The organism is Cellulomonas sp. (assembly GCF_017744555.1).
In the GTDB taxonomy this organism is placed as follows: Bacteria; Actinomycetota; Actinomycetes; order Actinomycetales; family Cellulomonadaceae; genus Cellulomonas.
Genome location: NZ_JAGIBD010000020.1, coordinates 1 through 13,976, shown reverse-complemented (window position 1 = coordinate 13,976; position 13,976 = coordinate 1). Strand labels below are relative to the sequence as shown.

Genomic DNA, 13,976 nt, shown 5'->3' with positions numbered 1-13,976 from the left:
GAACCGGGGCGTACGCCCCAAGCGACTGTAGCGCGAATTCGCGCTACCGAACGGTGAGAGGCCGAGCCTTCACCCCGAACAGGTCCGCCGCCGCACGCGACAGCCGAACCACCTCCTCGTCCTCGTGGGACAGCCCACGAGACGTCATCTCGTCGTCCAACCACTGCCCGGCCAGCAGCCACAGCTCGGGCTCCGACAGGGCCCGGTACCCGCCCTCAGTGATCCACGACCACCCGCGCGCGTGGTGGCGCACCGGAACGTCCCCGGGCTCGCGCCACTGGGGCACCAGCCACCCGTGCAGGCGTGCCTCCTCGCGATGCGCTTCGACATGCCCGTGGCAGCCGGTCGTCCCGGAGCCGCACAGCACGACCCCGTTCACCGGCGACGACGCGACCGCTGCGCGCGTACCGCCCATGCCGCGCGGACGCCGGTGCTGCACCGACCAGCCCCAACCGCGGTCATCGACACGGATCGCCCGGCCACAGCGCGCGCACGCCTCCCCGTCGCGCTCGAGGATCGAGCGGACCGTCACAGGGGAGAACCCGCCGGCGCTCACGCCGCACCCCCGACGCCGTGGCCGTGCAGGGTGTCCGCGGCGCGCTCGTTCGCGATCACCGACCGGCCGAAGCCGATGCGGTCCCGCAGCGCCAGGATCGACTTCTGCGCGGCGTCCACGAGGGCGTCCGCGAGCAGGTACTCGCGCCACAGGACCTCGAGGCCCTCGTCGGCGGCCGCGATCGTCTCCGCCTCCGCGATCGACTTCGCGCCCTCGGATCGGGCGCGCATGATGCGGCGCGCGCGGGCGGCCTTGAAGTCGACCTCCGCGCCCGCGCGCCGCGTGGTCAGCCCGTCGTACTCGCGGACCTTCACGTCCAGGTCCCGGCACAGGCCAGCGACCGCGGCGGCCGTGGTTGGTGAGCTCACGCAGCGTCCTCCTCGAACGGGCGCACCGGCCAGGACGCGTCGACGACGGCGTGCTGGTCCTTCGTGCGTCGCAGGTAGTCCTGCAGCGACTCGCACTGCTCCCGGCGCCAGTGGACCTGCCCGGCGTGCAGGTGGTGGGCGTCGGCCGGCGGCCTGTGCTCGCGGCCGATCGCGCGCGCCACCTGCACCGCGGCCAGCGCGTCCGCGTCAGCGCTGTGCGCGTCGACGAGCTCGACGCCGTAGTGCTCGGCGCACGCCGTCAGCGTCCGCTTCCCACGCCGGTACCGGTCCGCCTGCTTGTCCAGCACGAACGGGTCGATCACCGGCTCCGGGGCGAGCGGCGCCTGACCGTGACGGCGGGCCTCCCGGTCGAGGACCGTGAAGTCGAAGGACGCGTTGAACGCCACCAGCGGGTGCGCCTGCGCGCGCAGCACCTCGAGGATCCGCGCGACGGCAGCCCGGGCGGGCTGGCCGTGCTCGCGCGCGTGCTCGGTCGTCACCCCGTGGACAGCGGTCGCACCCTCGGGGATCTCGACGCCCGGGTCGACGAGCCACGTCGCCACGACCGGTGCCTCACCCGGCACGTCGACGACCACGCACGCGGTCACGATCCGCGCCTCGTCCGGCTCCGGGCCCGTCGTCTCGAGGTCGAAGCCGACGAGCGGGCCGTCCCACCACGACGCGCCCTCCCACGGGCGCGCGGGGATCGTCTGCTCGCTGTAGGTGCTCACGACGTCTGCCCCGCGACCTGCTCCGCCGGCTGCATCTCGGCCTCGAGCGCCGCGATCACCCGGTCCGCCTCGTCGCTCATCAGGTCCGTGCGCGCCGCGACCTCCCGACCCACGACACCCGCAACGAACTTCCGCGCGGCAAGCCGGTCGAACCCGGCTTCGGTCATGAGCGACCCGACCCGCTTGAGCTGCGCCGCCGTGATGCCCTCCGGGACGTCGATGACCTCCGCGTCCTGCACGTCCTCAGGCGGCGGCTCGGGGGCCGGCGTCTGCTGCTCGCTGTCCTGGGCGGGGACCGCGGCCCGCAGGCGTGACACGCCCGACCGGGATGACGGCTCCGGGGTCGGGTCCGGCGTGTGGTCGGCCTGCTGCATCTCCTCGTCGACGTAGATGCCCGCGAGGTCCTGCGGGAACGCCTGCCGCCACGCCAGGGCCTCCGCGCACTTCGCGATCTGCCCGGCCGGACGCTGCTCCCACATCTGCGTGAGGCCGCCGTCGCGCTTCGTCTGCTTGTACTCGTCGAACAGGGCGACCGCGGTGAACGGCGACTGCCCGCGGTGGATCGTGACCCGTGCCGCCACCGGCCAGCCCCAAGCCGAGCGCCACACCGGGCGCCACTGGCCTTCCTCGGTGCACCACTCCGGGGCCGACACGCTGATCGTCTCGCGGCGGGCGTCCGCGGCCCGGCGGCCGATGAGCCGGTACCCGTCGATCCCCGTCTGGATCGTGTACTTCGTGCCCTCCCGCGACCAGCGGCCGATCATGTAGATCTGCCGCGCGAACGGGTCCAGGCCCGTGCGCTTCACGACGTGGAAGAAGACCGCGAGGTCCCCGTCGGACGCCCCCTGGACGCCGAGGTGCTGCAGCGCTGCGACCTGCTGGTGGTTGAACGAGGACTGGTCGTCCGCGATGGTCAGTGCCGTGCTCGGGGTCTGCCCGTGCGTGGTGATGTCGGTGCTCATGCTGCGTGGGTCCTCTCGATGACGGGGGGAAGGGCGTCGAGGTCGACGGGCCTGCGGGCGGCGTACAGCGCCGGCGTGCCCGCCGACGTCCGCTGCCGCTGGGCGATGACCTGCTCACCGCAGACCGCGCGGTGAAACGACCCCATCGCGTCGGTGACGGCCGCCCGGGCGCGGCGCTCGCGCGCCTCGGCGTCCTTGCGGGCCGCGGTCGCCTCGACGAACTCCCGGGCGACCTCCGGCAGGAGCTCGACGCTCGAGCCCTGGTCGATCTGCGGGTGCAGGCGCCGCACGGACTCGAACGTCGCGACGTGCCCGTCCAGGTCCGGGGCGGTGCCGTCCATGACGTCGCACCAGAACCGGTAGCACGCCTGCTCGATGTCCGTCGCGAGATCCGAGTCGTACTCGATGACGTACTCGCGGAACTCGAGGTGCGCGGTGATGACCGGCATGTAGGTGCGCCGGGTCCCGGACAGGTGCATCGCCCACATCGCCTGGGCGGCGTAGTAGGCGGGGACCTCGTCGGTTCCCTCGCGACCCCACTCCCACTCGTTCGCGGCCGACTTCGCCTCGACGACGGCGGGCTCCACGTCAGGGCCCTCGGCGAGCGCGTCGAGGTTCGCGGCGCTCCACGGCAACTCGTCGCGCAGCGCGAGGTGCGCCCGCGTGACGGTCGTGTACTCGGGGTGCCGGTCACGCCACCACGCGATGATCGCCGGCTCGAGATAGTGGCCGCGGGACTGCTCGTCCGTCGTCGCCTCGCGCGGCAGCTCGCCGCGCATCGAGTGGTACAGCGACCGGGGGGAGTCCCACGGGGACACCCCGAGGATCGCGGCGACCTTCGACGCGGTGATGACCTTGAGCCACTCGTCCGACCCGGGCTCAAGGGCGGCGGCGCTCACGCGTCGGCCTGTCGGATCGCGGTGGCCTTGCTGACGAGGTGGTGCGGCAGGTCGGCCGAGTAGTAGATCTCGTCGCGCAGCGCGGTCATCCGGTCTGGCTTCCACGTCTCCCGGTCGGGGTACTCGTGGCGGCGGTCGGTGCAGTAGCACAGCGCCCACTCCACCTGCGGCCAGGCCAGCCGCGCGGGTGCCTCGAGAGCGCCCAGCGCTCGGGCCGCAGCGGCGGCGTCCGTGAGGGCGCCGCGGACCGCGGACGCCGTGGTCCCGACGAGGTCGAGTCCGTCCCGGCGGCCCTCGATCTCCTCGGCGACGCGCTCTGTGGTCGCCGTGATGACGACCTCGATGAGGCGCTCGAACTCGTCGGCGTCGACCCGGTAGTACCCCGACTCCGGCTCGTAGTGCGCGGACCGCTCCTCGACTAGGAGGTCGATGATCCCCTCGCGCAGGGTGTCGTCGGTGCGCGCGGACTCGGCGACGGCGGTCATCGGGTCGCCTCGCGGCGGGTCGTGCGGTCGGGGTCGTCGGCCCACGGGTCGCGCCGGGCGCCCGGCGCGGGCGGGTCCTGTGGGTGCCAGGTCGTCTGCATGTGGTCTCTCCGTTCAGGTGTAGCGCGAGTTCGCGCTACCAGTTCAGGAAGCGAGTCGGTTGGTGGCGGCCTCGCGCTTGGCGATGAGCTCGTCGACCGCGGCCGGGCGGAACCGGTAGGGCGAGGTCCGGCCGCCGAACTTGATCGCCCGGATCTGCTTGCGGCGGGCCATCTCGCGGACGGTCTCGGGGTGGATGCCGAGCATCTCGGCGACGTCGCGCACGCCCAGTAGGGCAGGTGAGGAGTGGCTTCTCGTCATGCAAACCACTGTAACAGCAGGTGACGCTACAGCAGGTAGTAAAGGCTTCCGGTTCCCCCGATCGGGACCCTTGCTGTATCGCGAATCTGATTCAGCATCGTAGGCTCGCCCCGTGGCCACATCGACACCGCGCCCGGCACCCGAGGCTGACCTGGTGAAGCGTCACCAGCGGAACCGGAGCCCCAAGATCACCTCGCAGGCGGCGGCACATCAGGCAGGCGTCTCCTACGGCACCTGGCGCAACATCACCCGCGGCCTGCGGTACCGGAACTCCGGCGAGATCACGACCTACCGGGCCGAGCCCGAAGTGCTCGCCCGCGTCGCCCTCGTCCTCGGCATCACCCCCGACGAACTGCGCGACGTCGACCGCGCAGACGCCGCCAGATCCCTCGAGGTCACCCTGCGGAACCGGTCTCCCTTGAGCGCGTTCCCCACCGAGCAACTGATCGCGGAACTCGCCTCTCGGGTGCGGCCCGCTGATCCCTATGGCATCGACGGCCTTGCTGCGAACGACACGGCCGTCGCCACGTACGACTTGGCGCGACAGGCAGAGGGGCCCACTCGCTGACGAGGGCCCCTCTGGGAGTCGTTGACTAGAGCAGCATCGAGAAGCGGCGCTCGCACTCCGGGCACACGACCTGAACAGACGGTCCGTCACCGGCTGCTCCGGGGGCGACAGGAGTCGCGAAGTTGCCGCACAGGGCCGTCGCTGGTGCACCAAGAACGATCCCTCGGGTGATGTCGTCCTTGCGCAGGTAGTGCAGAACGACCACGGCTGCCGGCTCAGCCTCGGCGCGCGCGCTCGTCCGCTGTTCCAGGAGCGCGCTCACGCGGCACCTCGCATCTCTCCGGCGTACCGGTTCACAAAGTACGACTGCCCCTTGCCGGTGACCTTCGGCGTCTTCGAGATCGAGACCCGCCCGTCGGAGTGCGTGACCGCGGTCTCCTTGATGCGGAACAGGCCGAGGTTCATCGAGCGCTGCGTCGGCATGTTGTGGTCCGTGCCCTCGCGGCGGATCAGGTACCCGTCGCGCCGCAGCCACGCGAACAGGCGGACCGCACCGACGTCGACGCCGTTGCCCTTGAGGATCTTCGCGAGGTCCCCCACGAGGATGTCGGTGTGCGACGTCGCGACCGCGTCCGCGAACAGGACCTTCGGTGCGTCGGCCTCCACCTTCGCCTCGAGCGCGGCCCGGGACTCGACCTCCGCAGCCAGCGCCCGCAGCGCCGTCGGGTAGTCCTTCGGCAGACCGTACGACCCGGTGCGGCGGATCTCCGGCAGCAGCTCGTGCGTCACCCAGCGCTTGAACTCGCGGGCACCGGGCTTGTCGCTCCGCAGGATCAGGGCGTAGAGGCCGGGCTCGTTCACGATACTCACGGACTGCCGCCCGCCGGGGGTATCAGCCAGGCTGACCCCCTTCTCGTCGTCGTCGAGTCGACTGAGCGCCATCGAGGTGTTGCCGATGCCGAGGACGTTGCACACGTCCTTGGCGACGAACCAGGGCTCGCCGTGCTCGTCGGTGATGACGCGCACGGCCTGGCCGTGGAACGCGTGCTGGATCAGGTCGGTGCTCATCGGTGCTCTCCTCGTCACGCCGCGAGGCGCAGGTAGTAGGTCGGGACGGCTGCCGCGACCGGGGCGGGTGGCTCGGGCTCAGGGGCGGGGTCCGGGGTGACGTCGCGGACGACGGAGAGGTGTCGCATCACGCCGCGTCATCAGCCGGGACAACCTCGAACAGGTCGTCGAGGTCCCAGCCGGGGAAGCAGGCCACGAGGGCTGCGATGAAGCGCGGCCCGGGCGTCTGCTTGCCGCGCAGCACCCGCGACACCGTCGCCGGGTCCATCCCCATCCGCCGCGCGAGCGCGTCGTCGGTCGTGATCCCCGCGAGTGTGCGGAGCTTCACGAGCTGCTCCCGCCGGAGTCGAAGAGTCGCCATCACGGCGTCGCCCCCTCTGATATGCCGCTGACCTGGTGTCTTGCGGCGACGTAAGTCAACTTACCCGGGAGCATACGTTGACGCAAGATCGGATGGTAACGATTCGATAACGTGGTGCGAAAAGGTCACGAGAACGCCGCCTGACCAGCAGAAACGCGAGCGGTGTAACTTGGTGCCGATCATGCTTGCGCGTACGCAAGTCCTCTTCGTCCGATCCGGAGGCCCCGACGTGTCTGCCAAGGTGCAGCCAGTGACCAGGTGGTGGCAGTACGTGAGGTCGGTCGCCGGATCGGCGTCGCAGAAAGAGATCGCTGAGGCGGCGGGCGTCAGCCAGCCGACCGTGTCTCGATGGGCGAAGGGCGAGATTGAGCGGGCGACCGCCGATGTCGCTGTGAGGTTCGCCGTGCACTACGAGGCATCTGTCGGTGAGGCGCTCGTTGCCGCAGGTGTGATCGACGCACACCATCTGCCGGTCACGGTCATGCGCAACGAGTCGCCGGACGATGAGATGCTCATCGCCCTTCTCTCGGAGCGCCTCCGCCGAGATCGAGAGGAGTTGGTGGGCAATGGACAGCAGCCCGCCCCCACCAAGGGTTCCCGCCCTGCCGAGGCTGGACCGGTGTCAGTGGCCGACTACACACTGGCCGCTTCCGACGACGAGACAGTCGACCGGGAGATGGAAGCGCACGAGGAGCAGCCGTAGGGAGGGACGTGGACGATCTTCTGAACCACGCCGCCGGCCTCGGCCTGCGCGTGCAGTTCCGTGACCTCGGCAGGGTGAGGAACGGGGAGATCCACAGCAGCGGCCTGGTCGTCATCAACGACCGCCGGACCGTCGCAACGCAGCGGATCACCCTGGCCCACGAGTGTGGACACCACGTCCACGGGCACGACTGGACGACCCGTCACGACCGTGACCGCGACGAGCGCGAGGCCGACACGTACGCCGCTCGGCTGCTCATCAGCCCCGAAGCTCTCGCGGAGGCCGAGGCGCTCGTCGGGTGCCGCGACTCCGCCCTCGCCCGCGAGCTCAACGTCCAGGCCAAGCACATCGCGCTCTGGCGGGCCTCGTACCTCAAGGAGGTCGGCGTGATCCGACGCAAGCACCTTCGCGCTGTTGGGTGAGGCACACCGGTGCCGCAGTCCGGACCTGCGCCTCAACACGCACCGTAGATCTGCCGATGCGTGACGTACCGGTCAAGCAGGGGAGAAGACACCGTGAGCAGTCCAGAACCGCAGGCGCCCGATGCCGCGAGCAGCAACCGTCGACGCTGGAGCCGCGGACGCATCGCAGCGGTAGCGGTAGGCGCAGCACTGGTCCTAGGCGCAGCAGCAGTGGTCGGCGCGCGCATGGCGCAGCCAGCCCCCCCAGAAGCCGTCGCGGTGCCCGACGTGATCGGCATGACGGCTGGCGCGGCGGCCGACGCACTCACCGAGGTCGGTCTCGTGCCGGATCCAAGGAACCGGGCTGGCGACAGCGGCCTGAGCGACGAGTGGCTCGTGACCGCGAGGATCTCGAGCGCCACCGAGGCGATGCCCGGAGAGTCGGTCGGCTACTACGTGGAGAGCCCTCTCGCTTCAGCATCGAGGTCCTGCGGGGCGAACGGCTCAGTGGGGGACCAGGGCAGGTCCATCGCACTCGATAGCGGCTACAAGAACGGGAAGCTCGAGGAGGTCGTGTGCGTCCTCGTCGCCCTCAAGACCCCCGACTCCGTCCTCCGCAAGATGGACACCACAAGAGCCCTCGACGGACGCCAGCAGGCATCGTGGGAGGACATCTCTGCGTCGTGGACGTACCACCCGGACAGCGGCTTGGACGTCATCATCGAACTCACTGAGTGATTGGAAGGCGCGCGTGGCCCACGTCGAAGACAGGTGGACCGCCCCGGGCCCTACCGGGAAGCGCGTCCGCACGGACCGTTGGGGCCGCGGGTCCCGGTGGCTGGCGGTGTGGGTGGAGCCTGACGGCCGCCGTCGCAAGCGGGCCTTCGACACCCGGGATGCGGCTGACGACCACCTCGCGCAGGTGCGCACGCACCAGCTCTCCGGCACGTACATCACCCGCGACCGCGGCGCCGTCACCGTGGCCGCGATGTCGGCCGAGTGGACGGCGTCGCACCCCGAGTGGTCGGTGTCCACGCGGGCGCGGAACGAATCGATCCTGCGCCGACATGTCCTGCCGCGGTGGGGCGCCGTCGCGCTCGACATGGTGCGCGAGGAAGACGTGCAGGCGTGGGTGAACCAGCTGCCGGGCGCCGTCGGCACCAGGCGCCGCATCCACCAGGTGCTCTCCGGAGTCCTGACCCTCGCTGTGCGCCGCAAACGGCTCCCCGCGAACCCTGCGGCCGGGGTCGTGTTCCCACCGTCTGACGCCAAGAGGATGCGACCCATGACGGTCCGTGAGGTCGACGCGTTCGTGGAAGCGCACCCGTCGTACCTGCGCACGTGGGCCCGGTTCCTCGCCTACACCGGCCTGCGCGTATCCGAGGCTGCCGGCCTCCGCGTCGGCGACGTCGACCTCGAGCGGCGCCGCGTCACCGTGCGCGAGGCCATCGTCGTCGTCGACGGCCGGAAGATCGAGCAGGACCGCCTCAAGACCCGTGCGTCCCGTCGCGTCGTCCCGCTGTACGGCGAGCTCGTGGACGACCTGCGCGTCATCGCGACCGACCGGGCGCCCGAGGAGCGGCTGTTCCTGGGCCGCAACGGCGCGACGATGAACCGTGCGAACTACTCCCGGCGCACCTTCCGCACGGCGGCCGCCGCGGTCGGGCGCCCCGGGATGACGCCGCACGAGCTCCGGCACACCGCGGTGTCCCTGGCCGTCGCGGCCGGTGGATCCGTCATGCTGGTGCAGGCGATCGCAGGTCACGCCGACCCGTCGGTCACGCTGGGCGTGTACTCGCACCTCTTCGAGGACGAGCTCGACACGGTCGCAGCGCGCGCCGAGGCGTTCCTCGCAGCAGCCCGCCAGCCCCCACAGGGCCCCCAGGCCCCATCCGCGACGGCGTGACCAGCACGAATGTCGGAATGTCGCCGCTCTCCTAAAGCGGGTGTCGGCAGTTCGAATCTGCCCAGGCGCACATACTCTCTTCAGAAGCGGATGGTTTGCTGCGGCCATCTTGAAGTTCCCGTGTGGGCTTGAGCCTGGCTCCCCGACCCCACATTCGTCTTGCGGCTCGCGATCACCCGAGTAGCAACCCACCCGCCCGGTGCGCAGCGTCGCATCGGCTGGACTGCCGGTGCGACGCTGAGCCGGCCCATAGGGGTCCCCGTCGCTCACGTCCCGGGCCTAGATTGGGCGGGCGACGCTATGTGCTGGAGGCCGCGACCGTGAGAACATGCCCCTAGCGGGGCGATGACGCTAGGGATGATCGGAGGACCGTGAGCATGAGTCACGACGGTGACGAGCTGGTCGTACTTGAAGAGACCTTTGCAGGGCAAGGTGTCGGGGTTGAGGCGGAGCCTGATGAGTTGGAAGCTGGGATTAAGCCGTGGGATCCCGAGAAGATTCGCGTGTCAACAAAGAGCTTCTCTCTTCGCAACGTGCTTGACATGATCGACAGTAAAGATCTAGAACTAGCGCCCGACTTCCAAAGAAACCGCGTCTGGAAGGCAAGGCAAAAATCGCGACTGATCGAGAGCCTGCTACTTCAGATTCCGCTACCGGCTTTCTATTTCGCCGAGGATGTCGATGGCATGCTTCGTGTTGTTGATGGGCTACAGCGACTCTCGACGATTCATTCCTATGTTCGCGAGCAAAATCTTGCGCTTGAAGACCTCGAGTATCTGCACACCTCGGAGGGGCAGATCTTCGACGAACTCTCGCCAGCGCTTCAGAGGCGCCTAAATAACGCACAAATTGTCGTTCATGTGATCGATCCGACGACTCCGGACGAAGTCAAGTACGACATTTTTAAACGCATCAACACTGGCGGTGAGCCGCTAAATGGCATGGAGATCCGGCACTGTATGAGCCGCCCGAGAAGTCGCGCATTTCTCCGCAGGTGCGTTCAGAGCGACCAGTTTCAACGAGCAACGAATGGGACGCTGCGCGATCACGTTCGGATGCACGATCGGGAAGCGGCTCTGAGATTTATCGCCTTCAGGCTTTTGGGGAACGTCGATCGCTATGAGGATTTCGGCAGTCTCGAGCGTCTCCTTGACTGGGCAGCCGCACAACTGGACGACCCAAAGCTCGTCGCAGATAATGTTCTCGACCAGCTATTCACCGGCTTCGAGCAGGCAATGTTCAACGCAGAGTTGCTCTTTGGCGCCCATGCTTTTCGAAAGTGGTCGACATGGAACGAGAGGCTATCTCCGATCAATCGCGCGTTGTTGGAGAGCTGGGGCTATGCACTCGCTGAGGCTAACCCGGCAGCACTCGCCGTGGCGAGAGAAGAGATTGTCTCGGAGGCGCGAAAAGCTATGACACAGGACTACAGATACATCGAGTCCATAAGCTCATCTACATCTGACGCACGCCGTGTCCGTGAGAGATTCGCAAAGCCCCAGGCGATTTTGAAGGGTGCTCTCGAATGATCGAGCAAATCAAATTCCACGACTTCAAACGGTTCAGAGATCAAGCGCTAGACCTTGGAGAACTAAATGTTCTCACCGGAACTAACGGCAGCGGCAAGAGCACAGTGTTGCAGGCGCTGAATCTCATGCAGCGAGCGGCACGATCTGATGCTTCCATCGTCCGTCTCGTCGACAGCCCCGGACTAGAACTGGGTAGTTCCAGTGAACTGATTCACTTCGACAGCACTGAGTCAACGTTTTGCCTGGACATGCGTTGTGATGGCTCAACTTACTCTTACGAGTTTGACTGTAGCGAAGGGCCGTCTAGCGAGTTGCCGTTCGTCTCCGTTGCTTCCCGACCGGCCCGTCACCCTCCGTTCTTTGACGGTTCCGACCTCGCTTACCACTATCTAGGTGCCGAACGTGTTGGACCACGCGTAAGTATGCCGCTGAGCTCCGCGAAGCCGGGAACGTTCGAGTTTGGCGAGGACGGCCGCTATGTCGCGAGCGTGCTCGCGACTGAATCCCGCGCCGAGATACCATCCGGGAGGCGTCACGGGGGGGCCGGGGAGGTTACCACCCTCATTGCTCAGACCGAGGCTTGGTTGAGCGAGCTTCTGGGACCAACGCAATTGCAGGCTACGCGCGTGCCAGGGCTGCCCTCCGTTGCCCTCCGTATTCGACGAGCCAATAGTTATGGTGAATGGATGCTGCCGACCAATACAGGGTTTGGCATCAGCTACGCTTTACCGATCATTGTTGCCGGACTACTCACACCGCCCGGCGGAGTCTTGGCTGTGGATAGCCCTGAGGCACACCTGCATCCCGCGGCCCAGTCTGCCGTCGGCCGCTTCCTTGCCATAGTCGCAGCAGACGGAGTTCAGGTGATTTTGGAGACGCACAGTGATCACGTCGTTAACGGCATACGCCGGGCGCTAGTAGATGGTGTCGGTCCACGCGCTGATAATGCGGTGATCTGGTTCTTGGGCGACGAAAGCCCGCAGCGCATTCGGCTGTCACCGAATGGCAACTTGGACCACTGGCCAAAGGGGTTCTTTGATCAAATCGCCTATGATTTGCGAGCGATCAAGGTTAGGCGCGCCGACTAATGTTCGATATCGACTTTGTGATCGACGAAGCCGGGTTTCAGTTTTCGAAATTGGGGCCGTCGGATATCGAAGACGCGCTGACCAATTTCTGCTTGCTTCTCGATGCAGTCGAACAACCGGTGGCGAAGTGGAGTGCAATTTGGCAGATTCCGAGTGTGGGCGATCAGATCCTGGCAGATCTGCTGTTCAGCGAGGGTTACATCGATAGGGACCTCGGTCTGCTTGTGGGTGCCAGCCTCGATCGACTGCCCGACTGGGACGAAACTGCAGAAGTGGCCCCTCTGATGAACCTGAGTTGCGATGGTGTCGACCTGTCGATGGCGCCGTCGCTCGCTCTGTGCGGATTGGTGCGTGCAAATGGTGGTCGTCTTGGTGCTTTGTCCACGCCTGCGTCACAGCGCTCCGGTATTGTTTGGCTCCGCTTACCTGAGGAAGCAGACCCCGTAGATGTTGACGTGATATCAGCGGTTGCAGATATTAGCGTCTACTGGAGGCGGGTGGCTTGCGACGATAAGTTCACGGAGAGTCAGGTCGCTTCCCTGGCAAAATCGATGTTTCCAAATTGCGTCTTTGCCGCGGGGTTCTTTGGGCAGTTCGATCGCTTGGTAGGGAGCTACCTTAATCTGCTGCCTGATGTATTGAGGCACCTCGCGGCCCTCTCGGATCACGCGCCCGAGGTGTGGCGTATTCGCTCCCAGAATCACGAACGGATTGTCGAGATGGCGAGCCGCGCGAAGGTGGAGTGCTCTCCTGAGGGGCCCCGCACGCACAGAAATGTGGCTGCGATGAATCGCCGAAGGTTTGAATTTGCGGGCGAACACGTACTTTGTGAATGGCACACCAAGCTCGAGCCGCACAGAAATCGAATCCATTTCGCCGTCGAAGGTGAGAGGGTTTACATTGGATGCATGATTGAACATTTCCCAACATAAGTCGTTGTGGCGATGGTCTAGTTGCTCGCGGTTGCACGCGGGAGTCGTTTGCAACTCAATCGTCGGATGACGCCTTCTTGGTTCTGACGAGACTTGCGATTGCTGGCAGAACTCTGGCGACTGTTCTCTGTCGAGGCGTTGGCGCGGCGGGGTTCGGTTCGAGGCGTCAGGGATGTGATTTCTTGGTTGTCGCTCGCTGCCTAAAAGGTCGCTGCTCGGTTTGGGTCTTATCGATCGATGGTTGTGGAATGGTGGGCCGGGTCGACGGGCACCGAGCTCTGGTGAAAGTGGTGTGGTCACAACTACCGCACTGGGGGCGCTGAGTGGCGCGGCTGTGCCGTCTTGAGAGGGTCTTGCGCCGTGAGTGAGCGCGCGGCGGTGAACCCTCACGCAGCAAAGTGCGCGAGCGCGGCCCGGATCGCCTCGGACCGGGTCATGTGCTGCTTCGCCGCGGTGGCGTCGAGGGCCTCGAGCTCGGCGGCGGTGAGCCGCACGGCGACGACCTGCATCGGCTCCGCGCCGCGGCCGGGCCGGCCACGGCCTCGACGCTTGAGCGCGTCGACGTCGTAGCCGGCCTCGGCCTCGTCGGCCCACTGCTGGATCTGCTCGTCACTCACCACTCGAATAGCGTATGACGAAATTGTCGGTGACGACAGACCCCGCCGACAGCGTCACCCGCAGCTCACCCCCGCGTACCCGGCGTCGTACCCGCTGAGCCCGGCTCCCCACGCGACGATCCCCGCCCCGGTGACCCGCACGGCCCCGGCGTCGACGCTCGTACCGGGCACGGTCCACGTCTTCTGCACGGTCGACCCGGGCCACACCAGCCACCCGCCGACCCCGCGCCACGGGGACGTCGCGGCGGCCAGCACGGGCACCTGTTCGGTGTTCCGCACGTGCACGGTGACGCGCGGCTTCCCGTCGACGCACACCGCCTCGGCGGACACGGCCAGCGCGACGGACCCGCGCGTCCCGGGTGCGCCGAACGGCGTCACGGGGGCCGACGGCGCCGACGCCTCCGACGTCCCGGCCGCGTTCGTCGCGGTCACGGTGAACGTGTACGCCGTGCCGTTCGACAGTCCGGTGACCGTGCACCCGGCGGCGTCCGTCGTGCACGTG

At 67.4% G+C, this 13,976-nt stretch carries 20 protein-coding genes and 1 tRNA gene; 9 read left to right on the top strand and 12 right to left on the bottom strand.

Annotated elements, in window-relative coordinates:
- Nucleotides 1–43 precede the first annotated feature (43 nt).
- The 7 genes from J7523_RS13355 to J7523_RS13325 form a co-directional block, all read right to left on the bottom strand.
- Nucleotides 44–253 carry a hypothetical protein gene (locus tag J7523_RS13355; protein ID WP_291887350.1) on the bottom strand — a complete coding sequence of 70 codons (210 nt, stop codon included), beginning with the start codon at nt 251–253 and terminating at the stop codon, nt 44–46.
- Between the two features lie 299 nt (nt 254–552).
- Nucleotides 553–924, bottom strand: coding sequence for a hypothetical protein (locus J7523_RS13350; protein ID WP_291887348.1), 372 nt, complete (start codon nt 922–924; stop codon nt 553–555).
- Nucleotides 921–1,631 carry a 3'-5' exonuclease gene (locus J7523_RS13345; protein WP_291887546.1) on the bottom strand — a complete coding sequence of 237 codons (711 nt, stop codon included), beginning with the start codon at nt 1,629–1,631 and terminating at the stop codon, nt 921–923. The genes J7523_RS13350 and J7523_RS13345 overlap by 4 nt, the downstream gene beginning before the upstream one ends.
- Before the next feature lie 20 nt (nt 1,632–1,651).
- Complete coding sequence (gene bet / locus J7523_RS13340; RefSeq protein WP_291887346.1) at nt 1,652–2,617, bottom strand: phage recombination protein Bet; 966 nt, start codon at nt 2,615–2,617, stop codon at nt 1,652–1,654.
- Nucleotides 2,614–3,516 carry a lambda-exonuclease family protein gene (locus J7523_RS13335; RefSeq protein ID WP_291887344.1) on the bottom strand — a complete coding sequence of 301 codons (903 nt, stop codon included), beginning with the start codon at nt 3,514–3,516 and terminating at the stop codon, nt 2,614–2,616. Before J7523_RS13335 ends, bet begins: the two co-directional genes overlap by 4 nt.
- Entirely contained in the window at nt 3,513–4,001 is a 489-nt protein-coding gene (locus tag J7523_RS13330; RefSeq protein WP_291887342.1) for a hypothetical protein, read from the bottom strand. Before J7523_RS13330 ends, J7523_RS13335 begins: the two co-directional genes overlap by 4 nt.
- A 144-nt stretch (nt 4,002–4,145) precedes the next feature.
- Complete coding sequence (locus J7523_RS13325; RefSeq protein WP_291887339.1) at nt 4,146–4,361, bottom strand: helix-turn-helix domain-containing protein; 216 nt, start codon at nt 4,359–4,361, stop codon at nt 4,146–4,148.
- Nucleotides 4,362–4,473: 112 nt separating this feature from the next.
- Between J7523_RS13325 and J7523_RS13320 the strand changes: the two genes are divergently transcribed.
- Nucleotides 4,474–4,929, top strand: coding sequence for a hypothetical protein (locus tag J7523_RS13320; RefSeq protein WP_291887336.1), 456 nt, complete (start codon nt 4,474–4,476; stop codon nt 4,927–4,929).
- Between the two features lie 25 nt (nt 4,930–4,954).
- Here J7523_RS13320 and J7523_RS13315 read toward each other — a convergent pair whose 3' ends face one another.
- From J7523_RS13315 to J7523_RS13305, 3 genes are all read right to left on the bottom strand, one after another.
- The gene (locus J7523_RS13315; RefSeq protein ID WP_291887334.1) at nt 4,955–5,191 is read right to left on the bottom strand and encodes a DUF3039 domain-containing protein; all 237 of its coding nucleotides are present in this window, start codon (nt 5,189–5,191) and stop codon (nt 4,955–4,957) included.
- The gene (locus J7523_RS13310) at nt 5,188–5,937 is read right to left on the bottom strand and encodes a phage antirepressor KilAC domain-containing protein (RefSeq protein ID WP_291887331.1); all 750 of its coding nucleotides are present in this window, start codon (nt 5,935–5,937) and stop codon (nt 5,188–5,190) included. The genes J7523_RS13315 and J7523_RS13310 overlap by 4 nt, the downstream gene beginning before the upstream one ends.
- Before the next feature lie 127 nt (nt 5,938–6,064).
- Entirely contained in the window at nt 6,065–6,298 is a 234-nt protein-coding gene (locus J7523_RS13305) for a helix-turn-helix transcriptional regulator (RefSeq protein WP_291887329.1), read from the bottom strand.
- Nucleotides 6,299–6,548: 250 nt separating this feature from the next.
- Here J7523_RS13305 and J7523_RS13300 point away from each other — a divergent pair, with 250 nt between their 5' ends.
- The 8 genes from J7523_RS13300 to J7523_RS13265 all read left to right on the top strand — a co-directional run bounded on the left by J7523_RS13300 (nt 6,549) and on the right by J7523_RS13265 (nt 12,857).
- Nucleotides 6,549–7,001 (top strand): helix-turn-helix transcriptional regulator, encoded by a 453-nt coding sequence (locus tag J7523_RS13300; RefSeq protein ID WP_291887326.1) that lies wholly within the window; start codon nt 6,549–6,551, stop codon nt 6,999–7,001.
- 8 nt (nt 7,002–7,009) lie between these two features.
- A complete protein-coding gene (locus tag J7523_RS13295; RefSeq protein ID WP_291887325.1) occupies nt 7,010–7,423 on the top strand; it encodes an ImmA/IrrE family metallo-endopeptidase in 414 nt (137 codons plus the stop codon).
- A 258-nt stretch (nt 7,424–7,681) separates the two neighbouring features.
- Complete coding sequence (locus J7523_RS13290; RefSeq protein WP_291887322.1) at nt 7,682–8,140, top strand: hypothetical protein; 459 nt, start codon at nt 7,682–7,684, stop codon at nt 8,138–8,140.
- Nucleotides 8,141–8,246: 106 nt separating this feature from the next.
- Nucleotides 8,247–9,308 (top strand): site-specific integrase, encoded by a 1,062-nt coding sequence (locus J7523_RS13285; protein WP_291887320.1) that lies wholly within the window; start codon nt 8,247–8,249, stop codon nt 9,306–9,308.
- Nucleotides 9,303–9,378, top strand: a tRNA-Arg gene (locus J7523_RS13280). Before J7523_RS13285 ends, J7523_RS13280 begins: the two co-directional genes overlap by 6 nt.
- Before the next feature lie 307 nt (nt 9,379–9,685).
- Nucleotides 9,686–10,837, top strand: a complete 1,152-nt coding sequence (locus J7523_RS13275; protein WP_291887318.1) for a DUF262 domain-containing protein — start codon at nt 9,686–9,688, stop codon at nt 10,835–10,837.
- Nucleotides 10,834–11,925 (top strand): DUF3696 domain-containing protein, encoded by a 1,092-nt coding sequence (locus tag J7523_RS13270; RefSeq protein ID WP_291887316.1) that lies wholly within the window; start codon nt 10,834–10,836, stop codon nt 11,923–11,925. Before J7523_RS13275 ends, J7523_RS13270 begins: the two co-directional genes overlap by 4 nt.
- The gene (locus J7523_RS13265) at nt 11,925–12,857 is read left to right on the top strand and encodes a hypothetical protein (protein ID WP_291887315.1); all 933 of its coding nucleotides are present in this window, start codon (nt 11,925–11,927) and stop codon (nt 12,855–12,857) included. Before J7523_RS13270 ends, J7523_RS13265 begins: the two co-directional genes overlap by 1 nt.
- Before the next feature lie 386 nt (nt 12,858–13,243).
- Here the strand turns inward: J7523_RS13265 and J7523_RS13260 are convergent, their stop codons facing one another.
- Nucleotides 13,244–13,483 carry a ribbon-helix-helix protein, CopG family gene (locus tag J7523_RS13260; RefSeq protein ID WP_163275276.1) on the bottom strand — a complete coding sequence of 80 codons (240 nt, stop codon included), beginning with the start codon at nt 13,481–13,483 and terminating at the stop codon, nt 13,244–13,246.
- A gap of 45 nt (nt 13,484–13,528) precedes the next feature.
- Nucleotides 13,529–13,976: fibronectin type III domain-containing protein (locus tag J7523_RS13255; protein ID WP_291887313.1), on the bottom strand; the 448-nt coding region annotated here is incomplete at its 5' end.

Bases quoted from the DNA above. Each gene is read 5' to 3' on its own strand.
- J7523_RS13265 (WP_291887315.1), top strand. From the start codon at position 11,925: ATGTTCGATATCGACTTTGTGATCGACGAAGCCGGGTTTCAGTTTTCG.
- J7523_RS13270 (WP_291887316.1), top strand. From the start codon at position 10,834: ATGATCGAGCAAATCAAATTCCACGACTTCAAACGGTTCAGAGATCAA.
- J7523_RS13275 (WP_291887318.1), top strand. From the start codon at position 9,686: ATGAGTCACGACGGTGACGAGCTGGTCGTACTTGAAGAGACCTTTGCA.
- J7523_RS13330 (WP_291887342.1), bottom strand. From the start codon at position 4,001: ATGACCGCCGTCGCCGAGTCCGCGCGCACCGACGACACCCTGCGCGAG.
- J7523_RS13305 (WP_291887329.1), bottom strand. From the start codon at position 6,298: ATGGCGACTCTTCGACTCCGGCGGGAGCAGCTCGTGAAGCTCCGCACA.
- J7523_RS13325 (WP_291887339.1), bottom strand. From the start codon at position 4,361: ATGACGAGAAGCCACTCCTCACCTGCCCTACTGGGCGTGCGCGACGTC.
- bet (WP_291887346.1), bottom strand. From the start codon at position 2,617: ATGAGCACCGACATCACCACGCACGGGCAGACCCCGAGCACGGCACTG.
- J7523_RS13310 (WP_291887331.1), bottom strand. From the start codon at position 5,937: ATGAGCACCGACCTGATCCAGCACGCGTTCCACGGCCAGGCCGTGCGC.